This window comes from Jutongia hominis (assembly GCF_014384965.1).
Lineage (GTDB): Bacteria > Bacillota > Clostridia > Lachnospirales > Lachnospiraceae > Butyribacter > Butyribacter hominis.
Window position 1 is genome coordinate 95,311 of the sequence record NZ_JACRSW010000001.1, and the last position, 14,526, is coordinate 109,836.

Consider the following 14,526-nt stretch of genomic DNA (forward strand, 5'->3'; position numbering starts at 1 on the left):
TCTGTGCATTGCAATCGGCAGCTACTATAATCTATGCATCTTGTCAAAGATATCTTCACGCTGTGCTTTCACGATACAGCCCATATCTTCTCCGAGTTTTTCCAACTCATCTACCATAACTCCGAATTCTTTTTTGCTGTCTGCAACATCTACGATCATCATCATGTTAAAAAATCCATCTACGATTGTCTGTGAGATATCCAGAATATTGATCTGGTTATCAGCAAGATACGTACATGTTTTAGCAATAATTCCTACGCTGTCTTTTCCTACTACCGTGATTACTGTTTTTTTCATAATAAGTTTCCTCCAAATATTTTCTTGTATTTATTGCTACACCTGACAGAATGGATTCTATAAGGTAATAAGCTTCGATGGTTTATCTCTATTTGCTACTGCCAACTCAAAGGGAATACTCGTAACACCCATCTCTTCCCAGATCTGACATTTTACTGCTTCATACGCAAGCTCCGGATAATTATTTTCCTTTGATAAATGTGCCAAAAATGCATATTTCAATTTTTTATGTACAAGGCGGCACAGTAATTTTCCTGCCGCTTCATTCGATAGATGACCTAACTCGCTTAAAATCCTGCATTTTAGCGGATATGGATATTTTCCCGCCTCTAACATACTAATATCATGATTTGCTTCTAAAAGCAAGACATCACTTCCTGCCAAATGGTCAATAATATATTCGTCATATACACCAAGGTCTGTTGCCATACCGACTTTTTTACCATCTGATTCCACGGTATAACATACCGGATCGGCTGCATCATGTGACATATGAAACGGCACCACTTTTAACTTGCCAATGTGAACCGCTTCATCTGCATAGAGCTGGTACAGATTTTCTCTTTTAACCATACCTTTTTTATCTTTCATACAAATTGCATCCAGAGAGCCTCCGGTTGCGAAAATAGATGTACCAAACATTTTCGACATCATATTAATCCCACTGATATGATCAGAATGTTCATGTGTCACAAAAATAGCGTCCAGCTGTTCCGGTGCAACGCCAATGCTTTGCAATCCATCCACAATACGTTTGCGGCTGATTCCGGCATCGATCAATATGTGATTCTTATCGTCTCCTATATAAATACAATTACCACTGCTTCCGCTGGCAATACTGCAAATTCTCATATTTTTTGTTCCTCGCTTCTAGTTGACCCATTCAATCCGAACGGCATCACCTTCCCGTAACGGATATGTGAAATCACATTCCATTCCATTAACGGCTGTCAAAAGTCGGTTGCCATGTGCGACACTTGTATCGACCGGATAAAAATCCAAAATATCTACAACAATATATTGTTTCTTTCCTTTCAGACTGACCATTTCTCCGTTGACAGTAATATTCAGGTCATGAATACTTCCGGATTTAGGATCGGCTCCTATTTCTCTTTTTGCTGCCTGCGGTTCTTCCAAACCAGCTTCTTTGGTCTGCTCTTTCTGTTCCGTTTCGTTGATCTGCTCTGATTCTTCTGTCTGTTCCGTTTCGTTGATCTGCTCTGATTCTTCTGTCTGTTCTGTTTCGTTGATCCGCTCTGATTCTTCCGTCTGTTCTACAGACGAAAAAGAAATGTCTGTGCTTTCTTCCGTCCGGAACTGTGATTCTGTTCCACTTTCTTCAATATCACAGGTAATCACAAAATTATCATATACTTTTGTATCCGGTGTTGCAGGCATATTATTTACCTTAACATTACCGTACTTTAAAATGTCCATTAATTCCATAACCTGCTTTAATGTATAAAAATCAAGTATTTCTACATGATCTTCATCCTGAATCTCATGAAATTCCGAAACAAGTATATCATTAACAGAGACAAAACGAGAGCAGGTAATTGTTTTTCCGTTGAATATAAAAGTAAGTGTGGATTTAAATTCCTGCAGCTTTCCAACCGGCATACCGGCATCTTTTCCTCTTGTGGAAGCCTGAATTTCGATCTTGTCATTTGAAGCGATCGGTGTATTGATTCCGGTCTCATGCCCATTTAACAACACAACAGCTGCTTCACCGTTTTCTCCGCGTGCCATTCTCTTTTCACCTGACACATAATAAGTGATCGTTTTACCGCGTTTTGGAAAGAGATCTTCATTCGGATAGCCAACCTGCATTGCCGCATCCATGATCGTAAGTTTATTATTATCATACAGTTTGATCCGTTCATCATTGACCGTCACAAAAATAAAGTTATTTTTCTGCTCATAATAGTTCAGACAGATTCCGATTGGTGTAACAAGCAGGGAATCTACTTCAATATTTTTCTGAAGGAATGTAACATCACGCAGGACTTCTGCTCCACGAAGAGCCACCCTTTCTTTTGGCAGTCCCTGGAACTGTGCCAGATTCTCCACAAATCCTCCAACTTTTCCGCCACCACCAACAACGAAGATCGCACTAACCGGTTTTCCGCCATTTAATTCTTTGATCCTGTCGGATACATTCTGCGTGATCATTTTGACCGTATCAGCTACCGTATCAATAATTTCCTGTGACGGAATTTTCTGTGACAGTCCCATGATATCATGATATTCTACTTCATCTGCATACGTACTGGCACATTTCATATGATCGGCTTCGGTAAAATCCGTCAGATACTTCTTAGCGATCGTCTCTGTCAGCTCATCACCTGCAAACGGAATCATTCCATATGCAATAATACTGCCGTCTTTTGTAATTGAAATATCAGATGTTCCTGCTCCAACATCCACTAAGGCAATATTTAACAGACGGAACTTCTCCGGTATCGCTACATTGATCGCTGCAATAGGCTCCAATGTCAGATTTGCAACATATAATCCGGCTCTTTCCACTGCAGCATATAAACCATCCACTACTTCATCAGGCAAAAAGGTTGCAATTATTTCTGTTCGAATCTGTGTTGCTTTATGCCCTTCCAGATTAGAGATCGGATAATCATTCTGATAATACTGCTTTACAGAATAGCCGACACAGTAGAATTTGACATCATCGGAAGCCATTTCTTTACGCAGAATATCATATGCGTTTTCTACACCAAGCATATTCAATGTATAAATATGCTCGTTCGTAACAACGGTCTCATTAGAAAAAGACATTGTAGCATCGGCTTCTACTGTCTTTAATACACGGCCGGCAGCCGCAATACAAACCTGTTGCAATGTTCTTCCGGTCATCTTTTCAAGTTGTTCTTTTATTTTTGAGATAGTTGCCGCAACCTGTCCGATATCATGAATCTGCCCATCAATCATTGCTCTCGTTTCATGCTCGATCGCCACCTGGGCAACTGCAACAAATCCATTCGTACTATTTTTATATCCAACGGTACCGACAATGCTTCTTGTACCAATATCCAGTCCAAAGACAAGCTCTTGTGGAACATTTGTCATATCCACTTTTTCTTCCTGTGCCTGTACTCCCAAATCCATTGTATCGGAAACCTCCTTGACCATTCTCTTTTTTTCTGTTTTTATCAAACTGCGAAGTGAAATATCTCTTTGCACTTTGCAGACATTTTCTTTTGATTTTATACCATCACATTATATAATAGCACATATCATTCTTTTAACGCAACGATATCCCTGTTTTTTTAAACCATTTACGGTATTCTTTCTTTTTACCTGAAGGAACTTTAACTGCTGCATTCTTCTTACATTTCTTAAACACGTTGTAACCGACGTTTTTGTTCTTTAACAATTTGCTCTTGAGCTGGATTTTCTTTAACTTTGGACAATATGCAAATGCACCAAAGCCGATCTTTTTTACCTTTTTGCCGATCACTGCTTTTTGAAGAGATTTACAACGGTAAAAAGCATTTCGACCGACTATTGCCACTTTGTCTCCGATCGTAACAGTTTTTACTTTACCACAAAATGCAAATGCAAGATCTGTAATCTGTGTCACCGTATAGCTCTTCCTACTATAAGTAACCTTTGCCGGGATCGTTACTGATGTGATCGTTTTCTTGGATGTTCCGATGCATGCAACAGTCTTTTTCGATGTCGATAACACTTTATAGCGTAAGTTCTTGCTTGTAAAAATGCTTCCTTTTTTCACTGTATTCTTTGTAACAGTTGAAGCTTGTTTCGTTGATGACGGGCTGCTGTCAGTAGTATTAGAAATGCAGCTGTCATCCCAACCACTGTCATTTCCATCAGGATCATTACTTCCACCTGCCGGAATCACGGTAATTCTTGAACGTTGGCCGCAACGCTTGCAATGAAGTGACTTTTCTCCCGCTGTTGTTGCAGTTGCCGGGATATCAATCGTAAATGTACTATTCCAGTCATGACCTAACGGATAGATGATTGCATCATTCATTACAATCTCCATCGTTGCATTTTCATCTAAATAATATTTTCCGCAATCAATGCAATGGTAGTAATCCATCATGCCTGGTTCTGTACAGGTTGCAGCTTTTCCTTTTTGGAATTCCAAACTGTGAATATGTTTTAAAGTACGATCGACTGTAGCATTTGCAATCTCAGCAATTGAATCATATCCATAACCGGTTAAATGCACTACAAAAGCAAGTGTTGAATCTCCTCTATTCTCCCAGCTGTCTTTCTGTACATCCGGAGCTTTTTGTGAATAAAATGACATCTGTGTCAAACCAGTACAGCCTGCAAACGCCCGGCTTTCGATTGTTTTTAATGTTTTTGGTAAAGAAACCGCCGTGATCGCACTCTGTCCGGCAAAACCATTCTTTGCGACAGTAATTACGGAATACGAAGTATTTGCGATCGTTACTGTTGCGGGAATTGTAATCTCACCGGATAAAGAAACACCATCTGCTGCCGAAACCTGCAAGGTCTTTTTTCCATTGATATCTTCCTGTAAGGTATAACGCAGTCCGTTCTCTTCTATGTATTGTATATCACCGCAAACCGTACATACTCCATTTTCATATCGATGTCCGGCTGCTTCGATCACTTTTTGTTCATTGATCGTCTGTCCACAGACTGCACAATGTGATCCCTGCGTATATCCTACCGTCATACATCCTGCTGCTATGGCCGGATCTGTAACTGCCTGATGCATATGCTCTTGTGTAACAGACGGATGAATCGTAAAGGCTTCTTTAATGGTGCCATAGAAAAGGCCTTTTCCTTCTATTACAGCATATGCTGTACCCGCCACAAAATTATTTTCATAATGTACGGTATAGTCCACACCTTCTGTCAGCTTTGTTGTATTGTAATATACACTTGCTTGGGGCGTACAATATGCATTCTGATAGGTGTACTCATCCTTTTCAAGATAAACATCGGCTTCTTTGATTGAAATCTCTTCTTTCTGCCCAATCCGGACTAAATAGTTCTTCCCTAATCTTTTGTTATATTTTGGATATACCGAGATCTGCGTGATTCCATGCCCTTTTATTGTCAATGCATCGGAAGAACTGTTTGCACTTAATTGATTTCTAACGGCAATCACACTTTCTTCCGAAGATTCAATGACCATCTCCCGATAAGCCGGATCACCGTCTACACCTGTAGTAAAACAGTAAATGGTATCACCAGTCTCATTTTTTTCAGGAAATTCTTCCTCATAGGAATGCATATTCCGGTCCATATTAAGCCAGCTAAACTTACATGACTTTGGCGGATTGATCGTGATCGTATCCTGACATACCGAACATACACCGGTGCATAAACCATTTGAATCGGTATCGCCATAGACATAATCATGTGCTTTTTTCTCAATCGTTACATTTTCGGTATCTTCACAAACAGGGCAGTAAAACTGCTTGATCCCTTCTGTCGTACAGGTCGAATCGGTATATTTTCTTAATCGTTTTCTATGCCCGCATTCAATCGTAACCCGCTTAGAAAGTATATCTTTTCCATTCGATCTTGCCGTGATCGTAATAACACCTTTCTTATGTGTTGTCAGCTCACCATCGCTTGTAATACCGGCAACCGATGGATCAGAAGAAACATATTCATCAATACCAAGCATATATAATCTTCGTTTATTTTTGGAAAAATGTCCGCCTTCATTCTGGATCCATGCTCTCGCTGCCACCTGTACCGTTTCATCCGTTTTCATGGAATCTTCTACATCTAACTCTGTTTCCTTCAAAAAGCCATCCTGTACTTCGATTTTCTGAATGACATTATGTTTCTCTTCTAACATCGTCCGGTCTGTATTTCCTTTTCGCGAAAGTTCCCCTGCTAATGTAACCGGATAAGGAACATCTTCGTTATAAAAACATCCAAGACCTATGTATATATATGAAGGATTAATAATACTGGTGTAATGCCTTACTTCCGTGCCATTAGAAATATCTTCTCTGTTTAACCACCCTTTTTTCTCCATATACCATAGCAGGACCCCCTCTCTCATCTGTGCATCCTCGCCATCCATCTTATAGTAATAAGACAGATCTTCTGCATTTCCTGACAGACCGTTTGAAGTAACCGAAAAAGTATCTTTCCCATTCAAACGCATATGACCTGTATCCATAAAACGGAATGCATATCCTGCTTCTGCTGCACGGATACGTGCGATCCGCTCCAGATCTGTTGACCATTTAAGTGGCACATAATCACTTGGTGTCAGCATACGGGTTGGATTTCTCGGATCAGGGACATCTCCTTCCTCACAGGCTTCTTTACGATATTGATTGATCTGATCTAATGCTTTCTGTGCCTGACTGTAAAAAGTACCATATGCACCATATAATGTACAACCTTTTGATGCTTCCGATACATCCGTATCTAAAATTTCGGTTGTTTTCTTGCTGCCGGATGTTTTCTTACTGCTTGTCTGTGCCTTTTTCGTCTTTTTCGTCTTTTTTGTGCTTTGTTTCTTTTGCTGCACCACACCATCTTTTGCGGTTGTTACATCAATATTTTTTGCATCCTTTGATTGGAAAGCTGATGGTGTACTTTGCACTTCCTGTTCTTTGGATACTGTCAGTGTACTCTGTGCTTCCTGTTCTTTGGATATTGTCAGTGTACTTTGCACTTCCTGCTTTGTCGATGCCGCCTGTGTGCGTATGCTTCCTGCTGGAAAAAGTACTGTGCAGCACATAATTACCGTCATCATAACCGTTAACCATTTTTTTCGTCTCATAAAAATCCTTCTTTTTTATTATTATATCTTAGTATTTTGTATTCTCTTTGTTTTCCTCTAGCTTACAGCTTAAAAGTGATCTGTTAACTCCTGTACATCCACCTCATATTTCTTTAGATCGACTCTGCCATTAACAACTTCAATCCCGTCTTTTCTTAACAATTCTTCCTGTATGCCCTTCCCGCCGAAAGCAAATGAACCGGAGCATTCTCCCTTTGCATTCACAATACGATAGCATGGAATATGATCCGGATCGGGATTTTTATGTAAAGCATTACCGACCGCACGACACATCTTTCGGTCACCCGCCATCTGTGCAATATCTCCGTAAGTTGCTACTTTACCTCTTGGAACTTTTTTGACCGCTTCATAAATCCTTTTGGTCGGACTGTCTGTAATGACCTGATAACTTTCTTCTATCATCTGTTTTACAATATCTTTTGGAATGCTTCCATCCATAATAACGGTGTTCCAATGTTCTTTATTCTGATGCCATCCCGGTATCACAGACGGATATACACTACGATAAAAATCTCTCTTATCCGGTGTTGTTTTCAAATTCAGATGAATCCTTCCGTCCTTTTCGTATGTCCATAAAAAAGCTTTCCGGCTTTGCTTTACTCTGACAAGCTGCCAGTTTGGATCATGAAAAGGAGCATCCTGATAAGTATCCGCAAATGTCAGTCCATAGCCCAGTGCCCATTTACGGACATTTTCGGTATCTTCTATATACATATATCATCCTCTTTTCAAAAAAAGCCCTCGAATCCAAGGGATTTCGAAGGCAGAAATGTCAATTTATTCCCTTCACATGATAGCACGACTGATTATTTTTTTCAATGACCGATACACTATGTAAAAGGAACTTTTATTCGCTCTCGTTTTATGTTATACTAATAAAATAAATATTTAATGTATCTTTGAGCAGCATATCAAGGATTTCATTTTCGTCGTACAATAAGAGTTTCAAACAAATGACTATAACACGGATATTTTCCTGTTTAAGTATATGTTGTGAGATAATAGGATAGGAATGGAGTAACTACTATGAAATCAAATGAATCATTAGAAAATTATTTAGAAACGATTCTTATGCTTGGTAAAAAGCTTCCGGTTGTCCGGGCTGTTGATATTGCCAATGAATTAGGCTTTAAGAAATCAAGTGTCAGCATTGCCATGAAGAATCTTCGTGAAAAAAAATACATAACCGTTATGGAACAGGGATATATCTTCTTAACCGATGAAGGAAAAGAAATTGCCGAAATGATCTATGAACGTCATGAATTTCTGACGAAATGGCTTACCTCTCTTGGGGTGGATGGAGCAGTTGCCGCTGAAGATGCCTGCCGTATTGAACATGTGATCAGCAAAGAAAGCTTTGAAGCGATCAAAAAAGCCATTCATATGGATGACTGATGCATTTGTATTCCATACAAAGATAACGTCAATATGTTATATGCCGTGAATTGCAAAAAGCAATTCCTGATTTATGTTATAATGATCATTTTTATATAGAAAAAGCATATCGGATCAAACTTCCGATATGCTTTTTTGTTGCCTTTTGTCTATGACTTAGAAGAAATCACTCACAGCAATTTCCTCTAAGCTTTCTAAAAATATACTATGCTTTATGCAAAGCATTGTCTTATCCGTTACTGTCTGACTTTAATATGCGCTTCACGGAGCTGAAGTTCGGAAACTTCTCCCGGTGCACCACACATCAGATCCTGTGCGTTGCCATTCATTGGGAATGGAATGATCTCACGAATGTTTTCTTCGTTACGAAGAAGCATGATCATACGATCAACACCCGGTGCCATTCCTGCATGTGGCGGTGCACCAAACTGGAATGCATTATATAATGCTCCAAACTTCTCTTTTAAGTCTTCCTCTGTATAGCCTGCTATTTCAAATGCCTTGACCATAATATCAAGATCATGGTTACGGACAGCACCCGATGATAGTTCGATACCATTACATACAATATCATACTGGTATGCTAAGATCTCATTTGGCTCTTTTGTATTTAATGCCTCTAATCCACCCTGTGGCATAGAGAACGGATTATGTGTAAAGATATACTTCTTCTCTTCATTGTCATATTCATACATTGGGAAATCGTTGATATAGCAGAAGCGGTATGCGTTCTTCTCTAACAGATCCAGACGGTTACCAAGCTCTGTACGGATCTGACCGGCATACAATGCAGCCTGCTCTTCTCTGTCTGCAATAAAGAAGATCGTATCACCAACCGTAAGCCCTGCGATATCCTTGATCTCTGTCTTCATATCATCCGGAATAAACTTATCGATCGGTCCCTTATATGACATATCTTCTAAAACTTCCAGATAACCAAGTCCGCCCATACCGATTGACTGTGCAAATTTCAAAAGTTTCTCATGCTGACCCTTAGAAAGCTTTGCATGCACATTGATCGCACGAACCGTCTTTCCGTGGAACGGCTTAAATGTACATCTCTGGAAGAAATCTGTAACATCTACAATACGAAGTGGGTTTCTTAAATCCGGCTTATCTGATCCGAACTCAAGCATTGCCTGCTTATAACTGATGATCGGATACGGTGCCTGTGTTACTTCATAGCCCTTTGGTGCAAATTTTTCAAAAGCGGCTGTCAATACTTCTTCACCGACTTTGAATACATCTTCCTGTGTAGCAAAGCTCATTTCAAAGTCAAGCTGATAAAATTCTCCCGGCGAGCGGTCGGCTCTCGCATCCTCATCTCGGAAACATGGAGCAATCTGGAAATATTTATCAAAACCTGACACCATTAAAAGCTGCTTATACTGCTGTGGTGCCTGTGGCAATGCATAGAATTTCCCTTTGAATTTGCGGGATGGCACAATATAATCTCTTGCGCCTTCCGGTGAAGATGCACAAAGGATCGGTGTCTGGATCTCTAAAAATCCCATCTCTGTCATTTTCCGGCGAAGGAATGAGATCACATTAGAGCGAAAGATCATATTATCTCTGACCTTCTGGTTACGAAGATCCAGATAACGATATTTCAAACGGACATCTTCACGCGTTTCTTTTGATGTCATGATTTCAAAAGGAAGCTGCTTGTACACACGTCCTAAAATAGTAACCTTGTGTACTTCTAACTCGATCGTTCCTGTCGGAATCTTTGGATTAAAAGTTTCTTCATCACGGTGCTGAACAACACCTTCTACGCTGATACATTCTTCTTTTGTAATTCCATCCAAAAGGCTGGTATCACGAAATACTATCTGCATCACACCATACATATCACGCAGATCAATAAAAGATACACCACCATGGTCACGAATATTTTCTACCCATCCGGCAATCCGTAATGTCTTTGTGACATCATCTTCGCTGATCTTGTCTAACGTTGTCTCACGATAAATATTTGAAGTATTCATAACTACCTCCGTCTTTCTTTGTATTTTTGCTCTTCCTGGGATTGACTCTGTTACTTTCTAAAAAATCCTATATCCATATATTGTAAAACATACAAAATCGTTTTCCTGTCTTCTTTATAAAATCAAAAAAAGTCCATCCCAAACATACGAATGATGTTCAGGACGAACCTATTATAGTCCGCGGTGCCACCCGAATTACTGTGATCAGTCTCTCGATCATTTCCAAAAGATCATTTTGTTCTTTTTGAAAATGCTGCTAATTATCGCTTAGCGCACGGCTCACCTACTAAAACTCCAGAATCAGCAAAAGTTTTCTTTTGTCCTTTCTAGAATTCTTTCAACTCGCAGCTGTTAAAGTGTTATTCACATTAATTCACTTTGCGAAGCTCTCACCATCCTCCGCTCTCTGAAAACGATAATTAATGCTACTTGTCTTCGTCATCGCTATCTTTTTAATTATATAATAGTTTTCTTTCATTTGTCAACTTGAATTTCCCCGGGATTGCAGATAACGAATGCCTTAGATGCAAATTTACCGGCATGAACATTCTATAACAGACTTTGACGGATCAAAGTGCAAAGTACGCTAAGCAAAAGACCACCGATTGTTGGTTTGATATAATACGGTAAAGAAGAAAATGTATTTCTTTCCTGAATCGAAGCATAGATACAGGATACCATATTAAAAACAACTACTGAAACAATAACACTGATCCCAAATCCTGCTATCGCTACCAGATAACCGTCAATTCTGCCATGTTGCATCTGACATCCTATATAATATCCGATACCGGGCAGAATTTTACATAGGATCGAACCCGGAAGCAGATTTGCCACCATCACAAGCCTGGCATAAAAGAACTCTGCATCGACCAGTCCGCTATGCACAAAAAAGCCTTCTGCGACAGTCAGATAAGCATCCCCTCCACCAAAAGAAAGTAATGTCGAACCAATACCTGAAAAGATAAATGTAATCTGATCTTTCAGTATGAAACACGATGGAAGTAAAAAGATTAAAAGCCACATGATACAAATACCATTTTCTCCTACTATCATCTTCCAGTCTGTTTTCTTTTTTTCTTTGCTAAGTTCTTTGATCGCCAGACCAAGCATCACAGCTTCTGTCAACAACCGAACCCAGGTCAATGAAATCCATGGATCGTTCTTTACGCATGCAATATATAATGCAGAAAGTATCATAAGTATGATCTTTTTTTCTTTTTGGTTTCCTTTGTCACAACATCCCCAAAAAAGAGCCAGCAATAATATCCGTAATGTCGATATATCAAAAAAAGGCTGCCTGTCGATCGCAAGCAATGTATATAAGCTTTTTTCTCCTGTCAGTATAAAAACTCCCGCCATGATGGCGATCGTATGGATCATCTGCCCTGTTCCACTCTTCTTTGCCTCCTGCATGATCCCCATCTCATATCGGATAAGCAGATAACAAATATAAATACCGGTTAAAACCGAAAGAATGTGTACACCGGTTAATATATTTTGTGATACATCTTCCAATGCAGACAACAATAGAATGGTCATAAAAGCTCCCGGAAATGCCACACAAATTGCTGCAAGAAGCATTCCTATACTTCCACCAAGTCTTTTTCCGATTCCTGCTGCAATTTCTACAGGCAATGCTCCTGGAGTGATCGTTGCTGCTAAGACATCCTGTGCATACTCTTCTTTTGTCAGCCATTTTCTTTTTGTAACAACTTCTTTTTCAAATACAGGTATCAATGCACTACCGCCACCAAAACCAAGGAAACCGATCTTTAACATACATTGTAAAAGACCTTTGTTCCATTGTTCCAGTAAAAATGCTTTCTTTGTACCTTTGCTTCCTGACGGGATAAGTATTTCATCCATTCCTATTATCTTACTCCACTTTCTTTTCAAGAAATTTTCCTGCTGCGGTTCTTTTTTATCTCTTATTTTCATCCATGATCGCAGATAATTGTTCCATGATCTCATCTACACAATCTTCAATCTTTTTGCCCGAAGTATCGACCACGATATCAGCATTTCGTGGCACTTCATATGGACTCGAAATTCCTGAAAAGTCTGTGATCTTACCTTTTCTTGCTTTTTTATATAGTCCTTTTACATCCCTTTTTTCGCATTCTTCTAATGGTGTACTGACATAGATCTCAATAAAAGAATCTTCTCCAATGATCTCTCTTGCTTTTTGTCTGTCTGCCTCAAACGGAGAAATAAATGAAGTCAATACAATAATGCCTGCATCGTTCATAAGTTTGGCAACTTCCGCTACTCTTCGTATATTTTCTTCTCTGTCTTCTTTACGAAAACCCAGATCTCCATTCAGTCCCATTCTTACATTGTCACCATCTAATACCATTGTTTTTTTCCGTTGTGCAAACAATCTTTTATCCATTTCATTGATCAGGGTAGACTTCCCGGCTCCGGACAATCCGGTAAGCCAGATTGTTTTCGGAACCTGCTGTAAGCTTTCTGCTCTTTTCTTTCTCGTTATTGTCATTTGCTGCCAGACAATATTTTTATTATACTGTACGTTTTGATCCGCTCTTTCCATGCACGTCATTGTTTTCCTCCCAAGCTCTTATATGTACTCTCGATATCTTCACTAAATAAACCGAAATTTTTCATTCAGAAGATTCCGAGAGAATATTTATCCCATCTGGGTTGTCGATTTTTCTGTTATATTCTCATTCTCTTCGCTGCCGGAATGTGTGATCCTTTCTTTTAAGACAAGCCTACATTTTCGCCGGATGCGCTTTAAAAGGCTTTGTGTTTCCCGCAGATATTGAATATCTTTTTTATATTCACATTCCTGCTTTCGAAGCTCCTGTATCATATGGATTTTTTCTACTCTGCTTTCTTCATGCTCTGCAAGAACACGTCCACACAAATCAAAAAGCTCACGGTCGCTATATTCTGTCTTTTCTTTTTGATCAAAACTCGCATCCGCTAAAAATAATCTTCCACTTTCCCGATGCAGATACCGGACAGCTACAAAACTATTTTCTTCCTCGAACTGACTCATAAACCTTTGATGACTTTCCCGATCAAACCAGACTGCCTGATCATAAAACTGCTTTCCCTGTTCTTTCTCCTGTAATCTTGTCAGGATCACAACAAGGAAATTCTTCTTTGTCCGGTAAATCGGATATTGGTTCATCCGTCGCTTGTATTCCAGATAAATTCCTGACAAACTGGTATTTCGTATCGGTTCATCCTGACTAAAGTCAGAAAGATCATTGATTGACAGGATATCCATAAAATCCGATAAGATTGTCCTTTCGTCTCCCGCATATTGCTCTTTTTCATAAACACGAACGATCAGGTTTTCAAGTCCGACCGCCTTTTCAATCCGGCTTAATCTTTTTGCATAATGCATTTGAAAATATGCATATCTTCTTTGTTCTAAGTATTCTAAAAAGGAAAGCTGCAACCCTTCTTTTACCTGTTGTGCCCAATAAGACTGTACTAACAGATCCTGTCTACGCAGATATACGATCACTTTTAATGTTGCTCCCATCTTTTCCATTTGCATCCGAAGCATTTGAAACCGTTCTTCATCCCATTCTGTTTCATTCCAGAGATGTTCATCGGATAAAACAACCTTATCGGCTTGTTGCAAGCTTTCCCGAATAACTTTCATGCCTTCCTGATAGATTTCTCCTTGTGCAGCATAATCTCTTTTATCATCTTTATAAACCTTATGTGATAAAAAATGCGCATTACGATATTGTCCGATTCCTTCAAAAGCAAATGGCATCTTAGGATATGCAACTCCTTTTTCTTTTAAGATCTTTCGATTGTTTCCACAAAAAAACTGTATTGCACTGCTCCCGGTCTTAGGAGTTCCTATATGCAAATAAACCACCTTGTCCATCTTTTATAACTCCGTTTCTTTCAAGTTTTCGTATGATCTGCTCTTACAACCGATCTATATTTATCTTCCTTATATTTCATGGCACTTTTTTGTCAATGTTTTGTTAGTTTTTTGAAACCTTTGTGGCAGATTACATTGTATCTTTACATGGTCACAATAAAAAACATTTTCTA

The 14,526-nt window shown here is 39.2% G+C and carries 10 protein-coding genes; 1 reads left to right on the top strand and 9 read right to left on the bottom strand.

What is annotated here, in order from left to right; genetic code table 11:
• Nucleotides 1-24: 24 nt before the first annotated feature.
• The 5 genes from H8700_RS00450 to H8700_RS00470 all read right to left on the bottom strand — a co-directional run bounded on the left by H8700_RS00450 (nucleotide 25) and on the right by H8700_RS00470 (nucleotide 7,807).
• Complete coding sequence (locus tag H8700_RS00450; protein WP_022142032.1) at nucleotides 25-297, bottom strand: ACT domain-containing protein; 273 nt, start codon at nucleotides 295-297, stop codon at nucleotides 25-27.
• A 57-nt stretch (nucleotides 298-354) separates the two neighbouring features.
• Nucleotides 355-1,149 carry an MBL fold metallo-hydrolase gene (locus tag H8700_RS00455; protein WP_249302159.1) on the bottom strand — a complete coding sequence of 265 codons (795 nt, stop codon included), beginning with the start codon at nucleotides 1,147-1,149 and terminating at the stop codon, nucleotides 355-357.
• Between the two features lie 18 nt (nucleotides 1,150-1,167).
• Nucleotides 1,168-3,420: a cell division protein FtsA gene (locus H8700_RS00460; protein WP_249302161.1), complete on the bottom strand. Its 2,253-nt coding sequence runs from the start codon at nucleotides 3,418-3,420 to the stop codon at nucleotides 1,168-1,170.
• 136 nt (nucleotides 3,421-3,556) lie between these two features.
• Nucleotides 3,557-7,072: a leucine-rich repeat protein gene (locus tag H8700_RS00465; RefSeq protein ID WP_249302162.1), complete on the bottom strand. Its 3,516-nt coding sequence runs from the start codon at nucleotides 7,070-7,072 to the stop codon at nucleotides 3,557-3,559.
• Between the two features lie 69 nt (nucleotides 7,073-7,141).
• The gene (locus H8700_RS00470) at nucleotides 7,142-7,807 is read right to left on the bottom strand and encodes a methylated-DNA--[protein]-cysteine S-methyltransferase (RefSeq protein ID WP_249302163.1); all 666 of its coding nucleotides are present in this window, start codon (nucleotides 7,805-7,807) and stop codon (nucleotides 7,142-7,144) included.
• A gap of 312 nt (nucleotides 7,808-8,119) precedes the next feature.
• Here H8700_RS00470 and H8700_RS00475 point away from each other — a divergent pair, with 312 nt between their 5' ends.
• A complete protein-coding gene (locus H8700_RS00475) occupies nucleotides 8,120-8,488 on the top strand; it encodes a metal-dependent transcriptional regulator (protein ID WP_022142037.1) in 369 nt (122 codons plus the stop codon).
• Between the two features lie 236 nt (nucleotides 8,489-8,724).
• Here H8700_RS00475 and aspS read toward each other — a convergent pair whose 3' ends face one another.
• The 4 genes from aspS to H8700_RS00495 all read right to left on the bottom strand — a co-directional run bounded on the left by aspS (nucleotide 8,725) and on the right by H8700_RS00495 (nucleotide 14,353).
• The gene (gene aspS / locus H8700_RS00480; RefSeq protein WP_249302164.1) at nucleotides 8,725-10,476 is read right to left on the bottom strand and encodes an aspartate--tRNA ligase; all 1,752 of its coding nucleotides are present in this window, start codon (nucleotides 10,474-10,476) and stop codon (nucleotides 8,725-8,727) included.
• Nucleotides 10,477-11,025: 549 nt separating this feature from the next.
• On the bottom strand, nucleotides 11,026-12,375 hold the full coding sequence (locus H8700_RS00485; protein WP_249302165.1) for a chromate transporter: 1,350 nt from the start codon (nucleotides 12,373-12,375) through the stop codon (nucleotides 11,026-11,028).
• Between the two features lie 25 nt (nucleotides 12,376-12,400).
• Nucleotides 12,401-13,039, bottom strand: coding sequence for an adenylyl-sulfate kinase (cysC, locus tag H8700_RS00490; protein WP_283242141.1), 639 nt, complete (start codon nucleotides 13,037-13,039; stop codon nucleotides 12,401-12,403).
• Between the two features lie 87 nt (nucleotides 13,040-13,126).
• Complete coding sequence (locus H8700_RS00495) at nucleotides 13,127-14,353, bottom strand: hypothetical protein (protein ID WP_249302166.1); 1,227 nt, start codon at nucleotides 14,351-14,353, stop codon at nucleotides 13,127-13,129.
• Nucleotides 14,354-14,526: the final 173 nt, after the last annotated feature.